The 14,962-nt window shown below is 38.5% G+C and carries 10 protein-coding genes; all 10 read right to left on the minus strand.

Going from position 1 to position 14,962, the window contains the following annotated elements:
- Positions 1-365: 365 nt before the first annotated feature.
- A complete protein-coding gene (gene ftsZ, locus AC58NB_RS04040) occupies positions 366-1,523 on the minus strand; it encodes a cell division protein FtsZ (RefSeq protein ID WP_497425528.1) in 1,158 nt (385 codons plus the stop codon).
- Positions 1,524-1,560: 37 nt separating this feature from the next.
- The gene (ftsA, locus tag AC58NB_RS04045) at positions 1,561-2,850 is read right to left on the minus strand and encodes a cell division protein FtsA (protein ID WP_497425529.1); all 1,290 of its coding nucleotides are present in this window, start codon (positions 2,848-2,850) and stop codon (positions 1,561-1,563) included.
- Positions 2,851-3,282: 432 nt separating this feature from the next.
- Complete coding sequence (locus tag AC58NB_RS04050) at positions 3,283-4,050, minus strand: cell division protein FtsQ/DivIB (RefSeq protein WP_497425530.1); 768 nt, start codon at positions 4,048-4,050, stop codon at positions 3,283-3,285.
- Positions 4,051-4,566: 516 nt separating this feature from the next.
- Positions 4,567-5,655: an undecaprenyldiphospho-muramoylpentapeptide beta-N-acetylglucosaminyltransferase gene (murG, locus tag AC58NB_RS04055; protein ID WP_497425531.1), complete on the minus strand. Its 1,089-nt coding sequence runs from the start codon at positions 5,653-5,655 to the stop codon at positions 4,567-4,569.
- A 176-nt stretch (positions 5,656-5,831) separates the two neighbouring features.
- The gene (gene spoVE / locus AC58NB_RS04060) at positions 5,832-6,932 is read right to left on the minus strand and encodes a stage V sporulation protein E (RefSeq protein ID WP_497425532.1); all 1,101 of its coding nucleotides are present in this window, start codon (positions 6,930-6,932) and stop codon (positions 5,832-5,834) included.
- A 142-nt stretch (positions 6,933-7,074) separates the two neighbouring features.
- Positions 7,075-8,427: a UDP-N-acetylmuramoyl-L-alanine--D-glutamate ligase gene (murD, locus tag AC58NB_RS04065; RefSeq protein ID WP_497425533.1), complete on the minus strand. Its 1,353-nt coding sequence runs from the start codon at positions 8,425-8,427 to the stop codon at positions 7,075-7,077.
- Position 8,428: 1 nt separating this feature from the next.
- Positions 8,429-9,403 (minus strand): phospho-N-acetylmuramoyl-pentapeptide-transferase, encoded by a 975-nt coding sequence (mraY, locus tag AC58NB_RS04070; RefSeq protein WP_497425534.1) that lies wholly within the window; start codon positions 9,401-9,403, stop codon positions 8,429-8,431.
- Positions 9,404-9,407: 4 nt separating this feature from the next.
- Entirely contained in the window at positions 9,408-10,898 is a 1,491-nt protein-coding gene (locus tag AC58NB_RS04075; RefSeq protein WP_497425535.1) for a UDP-N-acetylmuramoyl-L-alanyl-D-glutamate--2,6-diaminopimelate ligase, read from the minus strand.
- A gap of 185 nt (positions 10,899-11,083) precedes the next feature.
- A complete protein-coding gene (locus AC58NB_RS04080; protein ID WP_497425536.1) occupies positions 11,084-13,012 on the minus strand; it encodes a stage V sporulation protein D in 1,929 nt (642 codons plus the stop codon).
- A gap of 134 nt (positions 13,013-13,146) precedes the next feature.
- Positions 13,147-14,962, minus strand: a 1,816-nt coding sequence (locus AC58NB_RS04085) for a penicillin-binding protein (RefSeq protein WP_497425537.1), incomplete at its 5' end; no start/stop codon positions are given.

Raw genomic sequence — 14,962 nt, forward strand, 5'->3', positions numbered from 1 at the left:
CTGACAGACTCCAAAAGGTTGTCACTTCCTGTAATGGGAGAGAGTGTTTTTTATTTATATTTTCATCAATATTTGTCGATAGTTTCCCTGTATTCTTAGAGATTCACAAATAGATGTTCTCTTTATTTATCAGTCCATATTTTTTATTGAATACCAATAAAACTACTGACGCATTCGAAAAATGTTTTAACTAGTAAACTAGGTAAGTAATTAGGAATAGGAGAAAATTTATTATTGATCCGGAGGAGCATTTCACATAGAGATTAAAGGAAGCTCGTTAACGAAGGTGCTTGAAAAACAGTCAAACATAAAAAAGAGGAAGATGTTCGGCAAAATACTGTTGCTCACATCTTCCTCTTATGATATTATCTGCGGCGATTCCGATTTCTTAAGAAAGTAGGAATATCTAGTGTGTCATCGGAATTATTGCTGCTCACTTGGGTACTTCTGCTTGGTTCTGATGTATAGGTCTCTTCACGTTTTGGAACTTCACGCTTAACCGGGTTGCTTTGTGGAGCAGGGCGTGTTTGACCAAAGTTCGGACGTGCTGTGGCTGGACGCTGTTGTTCCACTTCATTGAAGCCTGTAGCAATCACGGTTACCACAATTTCGTCTTTCAAATTCTCATTAATAACAGATCCAAAGATCATATTAACTTCTTGGTCAGAAGCTGAAGCTACAATATCAGCTGCTTCCTGAACTTCGAATAGACTTAAATTTGTTCCACCAGTGATGTTCATTAACACCCCTTGAGCACCATCAATCGATGTTTCAAGAAGTGGACTTGAAATTGCTTTTTTAGCTGCCTCTGCAGCACGGCTTTCTCCGGAAGCAACCCCAATTCCCATTAAAGCGGATCCTTTATTGGACATAATTGTTTTAACATCGGCGAAATCCAGGTTAATTAATCCCGGTACGGCGATTAAATCAGAGATACCTTGTACACCTTGTCGTAGAACATTGTCCGCTTCACGGAACGCTTCAAGCATCGGTGTACTTTTGTCCACGATTTCCAATAATCGATCATTTGGAATGACGATTAAAGTATCAACTGATTCTTTCATCGATGCAATTCCACCTTGTGCTTGTGTGGAACGCTTGCGGCCTTCGAATGTAAACGGTCTTGTGACAACACCAACAGTCAGAGCGCCCAATTCACGCGCAATTTGAGCTACTACAGGAGCAGCACCCGTCCCGGTACCACCGCCCATTCCAGCGGTAACAAATACCATATCTGCGCCTTGAAGAGCTTGTTCAATTTGCTCTTTACTTTCTTCAGCAGCTTTCTTTCCAACTTCAGGATTGGCACCAGCACCAAGTCCACGCGTCAATTTACCGCCTATTTGCATTTTTGTTTCAGCTTTTGATAGATTTAAAGCTTGGGCATCTGTGTTAACCGCAATGAATTCTACTCCTTGTAAACCATGTTCAATCATTCGGTTAACTGCGTTATTTCCGCCACCCCCTACACCGATTACTTTAATCGTTGCTAATGAATCAATATTTGTATCAAATTCTAGCATGGAAAGTCCTCCTATTATTTTCGGTAAAGTGTTTCCCCTATTCGAAAAATACTCCGAAGAATTTTTTCATTTTTGTACTCATTTTATCTTCCGGATCTTTTGGTGCTTTTTCTTTTGGAGCTGTGTTTTTAGTTGGACGCTTTTCTGTTACTTCTTTAGTTGCTGCAACAGTGTGCGATCCTAGTTTCATTCCTTGAGATCTGGCTTTATTACATGCATATGTGATAAGACCGACAGAGGTTGTATACTGCGGTTCTCTGACACCTATGTAATTAGGTTCTGCTCCACGAACACGATTTTGCAGGATATTTTGCGCTAAATCTAGTATACCAGGGGTTTTCACTACTCCACCAGTGAGAACATAGCCTCCCAGCAAATCATTTACACCCATTTTAGCTATTTCATCTTCGACCAGTTCAAAAATCTCTGTTAATCTATCTTCCATAATATCAGAAACAATAAATTGATTGCAGGTCTGTTGTTTTTCACTGCCAATGACAGGAATGGTAAATGTTTCTTCTTCCGCATCATCATCAATGAATGCATGGCCATGCCTGATTTTAATTTGCTCAGATACCTCAGTCGGTGTTTTCAGGACAATACTGATATCTTTCGTAATAATATTACCGCCGAGCGGGATAACAGTTGCACCTTTCAGCTCTCCATCTTCAAATACAGCAACTGATGTAGAACCGCCACCTATATCTACAAGCGCTATTCCTAAATTCCGCTCATCTTTGGACAATACAAGTGAGCCAGCTGCCATTGGCTGCAAAGCAATATCCGTTATTTCTAGTCCTGCGTGTTCAACAGCACGAAGCGTATTATGTAAAATGGTTCTGAGTCCTGTAATCAAGACGCCTCTCATTTCCAGACGGACTCCAGTCATCCCCTTTGGATCACTGATCTCATCTATTTCATCAACCTTGTAATGAACCGGAATAACATCAATAATTTCTCGATCAGAAGGGATTGTAACTAACTCAGCCTGTTCCCTCACACGGATTTTATCTTCTTCCGTTATCTCACGATTGTCATTAGAAACAGCGACCACTCCATGGCATGGCTGAAGCATAATATGATTGGCACTTATTCCCACAATCACTTTACGAATCTCCATACCTACCATTCTCTCAGCTTGTTCAACAGCTTTACGAATGGATTTAACAGTTTCATCTATATCAACAATCTGACCTTTCCTCAAGCCTTCAGATGCTGCATTACCCACACCGATTATGTTCAAGGAGTCATTCTCCATTTCTCCTATTATCACTTTCACAGTGGATGTACCGATGTCAAGGCTAACATATATTTCATTGTTGTGCACCCTTTGGCACCTCCTTTAATAGCTATCTAATTATGATTGACTTTTAAACCCTACAAAACAACTATTCGCCAAAACACCTTATTATCCTGTCATTTTATCTTAAAAAACATCAGGGTTAATAAATGAGTGTTTGTTTTTAAATAAATTAGCAATATTTCAGAAAAACATTTTGTGATTTCAAATTACCTTGATAAATACAAGTCTACACCAATATGAACGCCTAGAAAAGTCAAATTTATAGCTTAAATTATATAAAAAATGAATTTTCTTACATCTATTCAATCTGATTCGGTTTATTATTGAAAGATGAAGCTACTAATATAATATGATATCCCAATAAAATAGATTATTTATTGGGCTGCCATAATAAGTGAATTTAATACCTTACTAGATGACTTACTGCACATGGTATTTCACATCTTTTAGAATACTTTATTCGCTTTTTGAGTCCGTTTTGTAAGAACGAAAATACGAACCAACTTCAAGATCAATGATTCCTTTGCTGCCTTCCTCCAATTGACTCACAATGGCAGCATAATGCACCAGTTTGTCAGCTAAAGTTTCTCCGCTTGCAGTCACTTCATATCCATCATTCATATAAAGTGTTACTTTCGTTTTATCTGTCTTCGATGGATTATGATGAATCTCTGATATTGAATTCATGACATCCTCAGGCATTTCTTCAAGCTGCTCAATAATAATAGCCAAAGGTTTCCCTTCTTTAAAAGATACGAGTAACGGACCGGAATCAGGAATATGCTGCAATTTCTTATCTAGTATTTTCCCATTAGATAAAACCGGATAATATTCCTTTCCTTTTTGTACATAAGCCGTGTATTCGTACTCATTGATTTTTATTTTTATATGGTTAGGAAACTTCTTTTGCAACGTAACATCCTTTATCTCGGTATGTTTCTTTATCGCTGCTTCAATCTTGTCCGTTTTAATCTCCCAAATATTATCATCAATTTCCAAACCGCTTTGTTTAATGATTTCTTGATCCGTCAAATACGTATTGCCCTCCACACGGATTGATTGAATTCGGCTTAATGGAGATTGTAGATAGATAATACTGAATATAAGTAAAAAGAAGATCGCCAAAAGTCCAATTAAGCGCCTGTTTGCCTTCTTTTTCCTCATTTGTTTCAATTTCGGAATCCGGTCTTCAAGAGATACCAAATTCTTATCCAATCCAAACACCTCTTTTTAAACAACAACTAAGAATCTGTATGCCTTCAGGTGGATTACATACGTATAGTAATTTTATCCCATAATATATGACCTTATCGCAATGAATATCGAATAGTTGAAGACTCTATGTTCAAATATTTAATCCTATTCATCTAAAAAAAGACAATCGATACAGATATCAATTATGAGAAAATTATAACATATAATCTCCTGCTTTTTTCTGCTTTTTTTAAAAGAGAGAATGATGCTTCCTTCTTCCAAACTATCCAAATAAAAAGAGTCAAGATAAAAAAACCTTCACTTTTAAAAGCGGATAGATATACGAATATTTCTAAGGCTATACAGAGTACGTACGAATCATAAGTTAAGAGTTAAGACCCGACTAAACAGATCGTAATCACAAAGGAAGAAAAGGATTACGTGTAAGTCGTCAAACGAAAGCCATGCCAATCTTTATTAAAAATGACTGGCATGCTCCACTATTCTAATCTTAATTGTATCCGTCCCCGCTCTGTTACTTTATCTTTATTGCAAGTCCTTAATGATTTGCAATAAACGTTCTGCAGAATCAGGCATGCCCATTTCCTTTGCTGCCTTTTTCATAGATTCAATTTTGATTTGATTCAGTATAATTTCATCCATTGCTTTTATTAAAGAGCTACCATTTAATTCACTCTCTTTTATCATCAACGCAGCTCCATTGGATACTAAAGCCTGCGCATTCTTTTCCTGATGATTATTTGTTACATATGGACTTGGAATAAGGATGCTGGCGATACCCAATGCTGTTAATTCTGCCAATGTTGTTGCTCCAGCTCTCGATACAACCAAATCAATTGAAGGCAGGATCTCCGGCATATTGTGTATAAAAGGTTTTACAATGACATTATCCGGTGTCCCTACTAAATCAAGTTCCTCTTTTACAGATTCGTAATGGACGTCACCTGTTATATAAATAATTTGGTATGGTTTATCTTTCAATACTTCAATATTTTTTAGAACGGCTTCATTAATAGCTCTTGCTCCACGGCTTCCTCCGAATATCAGGACAGAAGGCATACCTTTTTTTACCCCTAGTTGCTGAATTGCATTTGAGCCAATATGTGATACAACTTCTGAACCACGCGGATTACCGGTTAGAACAACTTTTTCCTTTGGAAAGTACTGCGAAGCCTCTTCAAAACTGATCGCTACCTTATTAACATATCGACTTAGAAATTTATTTGTTAAGCCCGGCACACTGTTTTGCTCATGAATAATCGTTGGTACCTTCATTTTGGCTGCTGCATAAACAACCGGGCCACATACATATCCACCTGTACCAATTACGACATCTGGTTTAAATTCTTTTATGATTTTCTTGCTATTCGTAACACCTTTTAAGAAACGCCAAATTGTTTTTACATTTTCAAAGCTTAAAGATCGTTTAAATCCCGTAATCTCAATTGCCTTAAATTCAAGCCCTTCACGACTGACAAGGTCTTTTTCTAATCCTTTTTCTGTACCTATATATAAAAAGGATGCCTCCGGATTTAATTTTTTAATTTCTCTTGCCATGGCAAGTGCAGGATAGATATGTCCACCTGTACCACCACCACTCAGTACTATTTTCATGATCGATTCACCTTTCACTTACATTGTTACTAACTATAGGGTTTACCCATATTCTACTACACTCTAAACCAGGTTTACATAGGTTCTTCGTTATATATATTGCTGAAAACACAATTATACTTAAATAATAATGACCTGTAAAAAAAAGAAGCTTAATGAATCAGCTTCCTGTCATTCTAATAATTAGAATATCTGCTTATATTGAGTAATACACCCACTGCCATTAACATCAAAGTTAATGAGGACCCTCCATAGCTTAAAAATGGTAACGTGATGCCTGTAACAGGCATTAGACCTGTTACAACTCCAATATTGATCATCACCTGTATCGCAATCATAACAATAATCCCAACTGCTAAAAAAGCTCCGAATAAATCAGGTGCACCAAGCGCAATTCTGATCCCTCTCCATAACAGAAGAGAAAATAGCAATATAACTAGAGAACCCCCGATAAAACCCAATTCCTCCGAAAGAATAGCAAATATAAAATCAGTTTGCGGCTCAGGCAAATAAAAGAACTTTTGTCTGCTTTGGCCAAGTCCCAGTCCAAACAACCCACCAGGCCCAATGGCATAAAGAGATTGGATAATTTGAAAACCACTCCCAAGGGGATCCTGCCATGGGTCGAGAAAAGATGTGATTCTCTTCATACGGTAAGGAGCGGATATAATTAGTACAACGAAACCTGCAACCCCAAGCATACCAAGGCCGACGAAATGACTGATCCGCGCACCCGCGATAAAAATCATCGCTATACAAGTGCCTACCATTACTGTGCCCGTCCCAAGATCCGGCTGCATCATAATTAACCCAAACGCTAAGAAAACCAGTCCTAAGGAGGGTACTAAACCCTTTTTAAGTGTTGTTATGTACTTTTGCCTTTCGGATAAAAATTTGGCAAGAAAGACAATCATCGCTAGTTTCATAAATTCAGACGGCTGTATGGAAAATGCGCCTACACCAATCCAGCTCCTGGAACCGTTCCTAAGTGTCCCTATTCCAGGAATCAACACGACAACCAGCAACACAAAACAAATAATGATTAAAGGCTTTGCCCACCTTCTCCAATTCCAATAATCGATATTCATAATAACAAACATGGCTACAATCCCTACACCTGCAAATAATAACTGTCTTTTCGCAAAGAAGAAGGTGTCATCAAATTTATAAGTAGCCCATATTGCACTGGCACTGTATACCATAACCAGCCCTATTGAAAGTAAAGAAAGCATAGCAATGATTAAAATAAAGTCAGGAGTAGATTTTTTTGCAGGCACTTCCATGCACCTCTTTGTTTTAAATTAGGGAAGTATATCTTGGTAAGAGAATGCTAACAAAAAGAGACGACTTCTAAAAATCGTCTCTATTGCTCTAAAAGCAGTCCATTTCCCAAGAAATACCGTTCTCTTGAACAAGCCCCTATTTTAACTTATGCACGGCATCCATAAACATGTCTCCACGGACTTCAAAAGTTTTATATTGGTCCCAACTAGCACATGCCGGTGAAAGTAAAATAGTATCACCAATTTCAGACAGCTTATATGCCTCATTGGCGGCTATAGCTACATTATCGACATGTTTGATTATAGCTATCCCTGCTTTCTGTGCAGTTTCCGTTAATTTTTCAGCTGTTTCTCCAAACACGATCATCGCCTTAACATGAGTAAGGAGCGGAATTAATTCATCAAAATCATTACCACGGTCCAAGCCCCCTGCTAACAGAATTAAAGGAGTTTTAAACGAAGATATAGCAGCAGATGCAGCTAAAATATTCGTCGCTTTTGAATCGTTATAAAATTTCCGCCCATCTATTTCTGCAACATATTGCATACGATGTTTAACGCCTCTGAATGTTTTTAAGACATATTGAATCGCTTCATTTGATACTCCATACAATTTAACTGCGGCAACAGCGGACAAAACATTTTCGAGGTTATGCTTACCAGGTAATACAACCTCATCAAGGGCAATTATTTTTTCATCCCTGAACCAAATATATCCGTCTTTCGTATAAGCTCCAGTTTCATCAGCGACTTCTGTATTGAATGGAATGGAAACAGCATTTGAATGCTCAGCCGCTTTTCTTGTATCCACCTGGCTAGCATTATAAATAAAAAAGTCCGTATTGTTTTGATTACTCGTTATCTGCGCTTTGGCAAAAGAGTATTCGTCTTTCGTGCCATGGTAATCCAGATGGGCATCATAAAGATTTAAGTAGACTGCAATATGCGGTCTGAATGTTTGAATACCCATTAGTTGAAACGATGATAATTCAATCACAATCACATTATCTTCCTTAGCTTCCTGGGCAACCCCACTCGCCACGGTTCCAATGTTTCCAGCTATTAGAGGCTTTTTTCCACCACGCTCAAGCATTTCATAGATCAAAGTCGTCGTCGTTGTTTTACCATTCGTTCCGGTGATCCCGATAAATGGGGCTTCAGAAATGCGATAGGCAAGCTCAACCTCAGTAATAATTTCTATATTCTTTTTTAGAGCTTCCTGTATCATCGGATTTGTATAAGGGATTCCAGGGTTTTTTACAATTAATTCGAACCCTTCATCCAACAATTCAATTGGATGGCTGCCGCAAACTACTTTAATGCCTTCTTCAAGTAACCCTTGAGCCTCTGGATTTTCATTCAAAGGCTTAAAGTCATTTACCGTCACAAATGCACCTAGTTTATGCAAAAGAGAAGCCGCACTCACACCGCTCTTCGCCAATCCAAGGACAAGTACTTTTTTTCTTAAATAATCGTTGATTTGCTTCATATTATAACCACACCTCTAAGTAGATTCCCAAGATAGCGAAAAGTAATCCAACCGTCCAAAACGTTACAACTACGCGCCATTCTGACCAACCGCTCAATTCATAATGATGGTGCAGTGGACTCATCTTAAATATACGTTTGCCTGTTGTTTTAAAAGAAGCTACCTGAATAATAACGGATAAAGTCTCAATCACAAAGATACCGCCAATAATAACGAGAAGTAATTCTAATTTCAGTAAGATAGCTACTGTGGCTATTGCTCCGCCTAAGGCAAGTGATCCTGTGTCCCCCATAAATACTTTTGCAGGGTGTGCATTAAAAACAAGGAATCCCAGTACAGCTCCGACGACCGCAACACAGAATAAAGCAATATCGTATTCTTTTAAATTCCAGGCTAATACAGCAAATGCTCCAAATGCTATGGCAGAAGCCCCTGATACTAAACCATCAAGACCATCCGTTAAATTAACAGCATTTGAAAAACCAACTAACCAGAATATAATAATAAAAATGTAAAACCAGCCAAAATCGATACTGTAATCAGTCAATGGGATACTAATTTCAGTAGACATATTACTTTGCCTCATAATGAAATAAAAGATACAAGAGATCACAATCTGACCAATTAGTTTTTGCCTGGATGTTAAACCAAGATTTCTCTTCATGGCGATTTTTATAAAGTCATCTAGAAAGCCAAGTAACCCAAACCCAATGGTTACAAATAACAATAAATAAGTTTCAGTGCTTGGTTCACCAAATTTTCCTGTCATCACAAGAGTTGTAACAAGGATCGATAATAAGAATACAACGCCACCCATAGTAGGGGTGCCTGTTTTTTTCTGATGTGATTTTGGTCCTTCTTCTCTAATACTTTGGCCAAATTTTAAGCGTCTCAGGAACGGAATAAAAATAGGAGAAAGAAGAACCGTTATTAAGAATGATACGAGTATAGTAAAAAATAAAACTTGCTCCAGCATGGTTCTACTCCCTTTCTTCTTTTCGGTTCAAATGTAATTTTTGTTCAAGTGCTTCAAGTGCTACTTCCTTATCATCAAAGTGAAGGACTTCCTTACCAATAATTTGGTAATTCTCGTGGCCTTTGCCGGCAATCAAGACAACATCACCAGGTTCTGCCCTGAGGATCGCATCAAAGATTGCTTCCTTACGGTCAGCAATTACCTTGTAATTATAACCGGCCACTCCATTTTCCATATCAGCAAGAATGGATAAGGCATCCTCACTTCTCGGATTATCAGATGTGAAAATTGGATTTGAACTATATTCACATGCCACCCTTGCCATAATAGGACGTTTGCTACGATCTCGATCGCCGCCGCATCCCACTATGGTATACACTTTTTTAGCAGCAAATTCATTAATCGTCTTCAGAACGTTTTCCAAGCTATCCGGAGTATGGGCATAGTCGACTAAAACAGTAAATTCCTGTCCGCCATATACCGGCTCAAAACGGCCTGTAACTCCCTTAATATCCTGCAATGATGAAAGGATTTGTTGAATTGATAGCCCTGAAACCAATCCAACAGCAACTGCAGCCAAACAGTTATATACATTGAATTTGCCAATCATCGGGATTGTAACTGGGCAACTGTGATCTGGCGTTGTCAAAGTGAATCTTGTTCCTTCTGCCGAAATGACAATATCAGTAGCTCTTACATCTGCTTTTTGAATAATGCCATATGTCACTACACTGGCAGAAGTTACTTTTTCAAACATAATGGATGCTGAATCATCTGCATTTAAGATAGCATATTTGGGTTGATTATCGAGATAGGTGTTTCCTAAACGAGAAAATAATAAACTCTTCGCGTAGCGATAATTCTCCATCGTTCCATGGTAATCAAGATGATCCTGGGTTAAATTTGAAAAAACAGCAATATCGTAATCACAACCAAATACACGCCCCATATCGAGTGCATGTGAAGACACTTCCATAACTGCAGTATGTACATGATTATTAACCATATCTGCAAATGTTTTTTGTAATGTCAGACTATCAGGTGTTGTATTTTTGGTTTCGTATTTCTCAGATCCAATCTTCGTATACATGGTTCCAATTAAACCAGTTGTATAGTCTGCATCCTGAAATATTTTTTCAACCAGATGACTAATTGTTGTTTTTCCATTAGTACCGGTAATACCAATCAGATTAAGCTTTTGAGTAGGATGCCCATAAAAGAAATCGGCCAATAAAGCCATTACTTTTTGGGTGCTTTTCACAATTACAACGGGTACATTTAGAGATAGCGGCTTTTCTGAAAGAATAGCGACCGCTCCATTTCTAACCGCCTCTTCTGCAAGATTATGACCATCGACAGTATATCCCTTAATACAGATAAACAAACTGCCTTCTTTTACTCTACGGTGGTCATTCTCAACGGATGAAATAAGAGGGTTTCCCTCTCCCTGTTTCTGTTTAAACGGTATTCTTGAGATTAATTCATCGAGTTTCATAAAACTGTTCCTTTCTTTTTTAAAGCAATCTTCATTATTGTATCGTAATTCAAGGCGTTTAGAAATAATAAAGTATATAATCTTCCGTCAGGTTAAAAGAAAACCGCTTTCATCTTTTTTTAATGAACGAAGAGGCAGCTGAAGGAAACAATATCAGCCGCCATGTGTGTACTATGCAGACACTGTTATTCATCTGCAGCATCTTCCTCCAGATAAATTCGTATCGTAGACCCTTCTGTTAACTTAACACCCGCAGCCGGTGATTGCTGCACAATTCGGTTCCCGCTTCCCGACTTTTCTACTTTAAACGTAGAATATTGCTCACCCAAATCCTTTAATGTCATCCCAATCAAGTCAGGAACCTTTTCCATCCTTGGATCTAAATAGTTTTTTTCTTTCTCTACTTGATTTTTACGCGGTTCAACACCAAGGGCCGGTAAACTATCCTTCATCATTCTTCCTACAATTGGAGCAGCTACAACTCCCCCAAATTGAACTGTCCCTTTTGGATTATCAATTGCTAAATAAATCACTAATTGCGGATCATCTGCTGGCGCAAAGCCAATAAACGAGACGATAAAATTGTTTTCTAAATATCTCCCATTTTGAGCTTTTTGGGCTGTACCAGTTTTTCCTCCGACTCGATAACCATCGACAAAAGCACCTTTACCTGATCCTTGTGCCACTACTGTTTCCAGGGCTTCACGTATTTCCTTTGATGTTTCTTTGGATATGACATTTCTTTTCGCCTTTGGCGTTTTTTTAATGATGGTCTCTCCGGTAGAGGGATTGACAATTTCCTTGGCAATGTATGGAGTATAAAGTGTACCACCGTTTACCGCAGCTGACACCGCCATAACTTGTTGGATTGGCGTAACCGAGACACCCTGTCCAAAAGCAGTTGTTGCCTGTTCAACCGGCCCCACTCGATCAATATTAAATAATATCCCTTTTCCCTCTCCCTGCAAATCAATACCTGTTTTCTCTCCGAATCCAAAATCATGAATATAATCAAATAGTTTTTCTTTTCCCAGTCTTTGACCAAGCTCCACAAATCCCGGGTTACAGGAATTTTGAACAACCTCGAGGAAGGTTTCAGATCCATGACCACCGCGCTTCCAGCATCTTAAACTAGCACCGCCTACTTTCGTATACCCCGGGTCATAAAAATGATCATTTTTCAAATCTACTTTTCCTTCTTCAAGTGCTGCCGCCAGCGTAATAATCTTAAATGTAGATCCCGGTTCGTAGGTACTCCAAACAGGCAGATTCCGATTATAAATCTCTGGCGCCACATTTCTGAAGTTTGTCGGATTAAATGTGGGTCTACTTGACATCCCCAGTATTTCACCTGTATTGGGATTCACAGCAATGGCCACGATACCATCCGGATTATATGTTTCCTGAGCGATTTCAAGTTCTCGATCAATGATGGTTTGTATTCGGTTATCCACCGTTAATTTTAAATCATATCCATTTTCCGGAGCCTTATAGTCATCAGCCATATTTTCCATCCGTTTACCTTTGGCATCCGCATAAAACTTCACATATCCTTTTTGGCCCTTCAGCTCATCATCATAAGCCAGCTCAAGGCCCATTAATCCCTGATTATCAATACCCGCAAATCCCAGGACATGAGCCAGTGTTGACCCTTTTGGATAATAACGGATTGAATCCTCCGCAATATAAACTCCCTTTAAGTTTAAGTCTCTTATTTGCTTTGCTTTATTATGACTGATCTTTCGACCTTCAGGTATTTTGACTATGGACGTATTTGATGTTATTAGTTTAAATGCTTTATCTGTTCTCATATTTAGAACTGAGGCAATCTCTTTAGCTGTTTCCGCTGCATTTCCTATTTGACGAGGGACTACATAGACAGTAGGAGCAGATTTATTTGTCGCATACACCACCCCATTTCTGTCCTTAATTTCTCCTCGTTTAGGTTCAAATGGTACATTTCTGCTCCATGAATCTTTAGCTAAGCCAGTCAAAAAATCACCTAAATAAAACTGAACATATCCAAGTCTGATAATAATAACTAAAAATACTAGCAATCCTATCACCAGTGTCGCAATTAATCGTTTACGAACAGTAATATTTGATGCTCTCATCCTTCTCTCCTCCAATGCATGACTCCTTTTTCACTGTATGCTTGTACACTTCACTTTATGTCTATGCAAAATAATTAGGAAAAGAAAATAGGCCTGACAGCTGAGAATGGCTGTCAGGCCCTTGAATGGTCGTTCTAATCGGATACTTCATCCTTTTCTTTTGTTTTGGATGATTTCTCTTTTGATTTTTCATAAATCGTTTCTGGATCCTCAAATTGGACAACCAGGAACGCATCTTTCTTCAATTTCGTGCCTGCTTTTGGTTTTTGAGTCATAGCATAGCCGGATCCTGAAGTATTCAACTCGACATCCATTAAAGAAGCTGCCTTCATAACATCCCTGATTGACCAGCCCGTAAAATCAGGTAGCGTTAAATCACCATCTGTCAGAAGAAGAACCTTCTCCCCTTGTATCATTTTGGTTCCGGCACTCGGCGATTGTTTAGTTACTCTGGTCCCATTACCTATTACGATAGGTGCCAAACCAAGCTCATCAACCTGAGCTTTAGCTGTCTCCACATTCGTATCATTTAGATCAGGTACTTCACTTGTAGATTTTTTCTTCGTATCATCCGACTTAATATTTAAATACTTTAATGTATTTTCCATTACTGAGTTAAAAACTTGAGAAACCGGTGCAGAGCCCGATTCACTTTCTTTAATCTGAGGTTGTTGTATAGCAACATAAACGACAACCTCAGGATTATCTTTTGGTGCCATACCTAAGAAAGAAAATAGATAATTTTGATGGCCTGTAGCATAGCCGGCTCCGCTTTGACTGCGAATTTGCGCTGTACCAGTTTTCCCGATAACATCATATCCGTCTAATTTATACGGCTTTCCTGTTCCGTTTTTCGAGGTTACGACCGTTTCTAATATATCACGAACCTCAGTAGCTGTTTCTTTCGAAATAGGAGTTCCGACAACAGTAGGTTTCGTTTCTTTTATTACTTTATTGGTATTAGCATCCTTAATCGCATCTACCACATAAGGTTTCATCATTTTACCATCATTTGCAATGGCGGTCGCCGCCTGAATCATTTGTATCGGTGTTACAGTTGATCCCTGTCCGAAAGCAGTTGTGATTTTTTCGGATTTATATTTATAGACAAATTTTCCGGTTGTTTCACTCGGCAGATCGATTCCAGTCTTTTTACCAAATCCAAAGCTCTCAAAGTAGGTTAAAAGTTTATCTGTACCAATCTTATCTTCAGCCAATTTAGCAAAAGCAACATTGGAAGAGCGTTGCACCCCTTCCAGATAGGTAATCTCTCCCCAGCCTGCTCCGCCATTATGGTCTCTTATCGGTTTTGAACCTTCAATCTTATAGCTGCCGGATTTAAATTTTTCATTAGGGTTAAATACCCCTTCTTCTACTGCAGAAGCCAACGTAAAAATCTTCATTGTAGACCCTGGCTCAAAAGACTCTTCAACAGCCAGATTTTGCCAAGTATCTGCTAAACCATTACGTGTGTTTAAATCAAATGTAGGCCGCTGCGACATAGCCAATATTTTCCCTGTTTTTGGATCCGCTACAATCCCAATCATTTTGGTTGGACTGTATTTCTTATTGACCTCTGACATCGCATCCTCTAAAAAGATTTGAATCTTCTTATCCAGCGTTAACTGAACAGATGCTCCATCCGAAGGTTCGTTCACTACCGTCTCTTTATTCGGAAGAATATTTCTCCAAAGATCACCCTCGAACTTGATTGAACCATCCTTTTCCTGCAAGTACTGATCCAATTCTTTTTCGAGTCCTAAAGCTCCAGTTGTTTTCCCAGTTTCTTCATCATTTTCAACAAAGCCTATTACATGAGATGAAAAGATGCCATTAGGATAAAATCTTTTTGTATCTTTGACAAAGGTTATTCCCGGTAAATTTAATTCTTCAATATCATTTTTCTGCTGGTGAGTTAAATCGCGTCCAGCTGAACCAAATTCAGTCTGA

The sequence above is a fragment of the Pradoshia sp. TA40_28 genome, assembly GCF_059694525.1.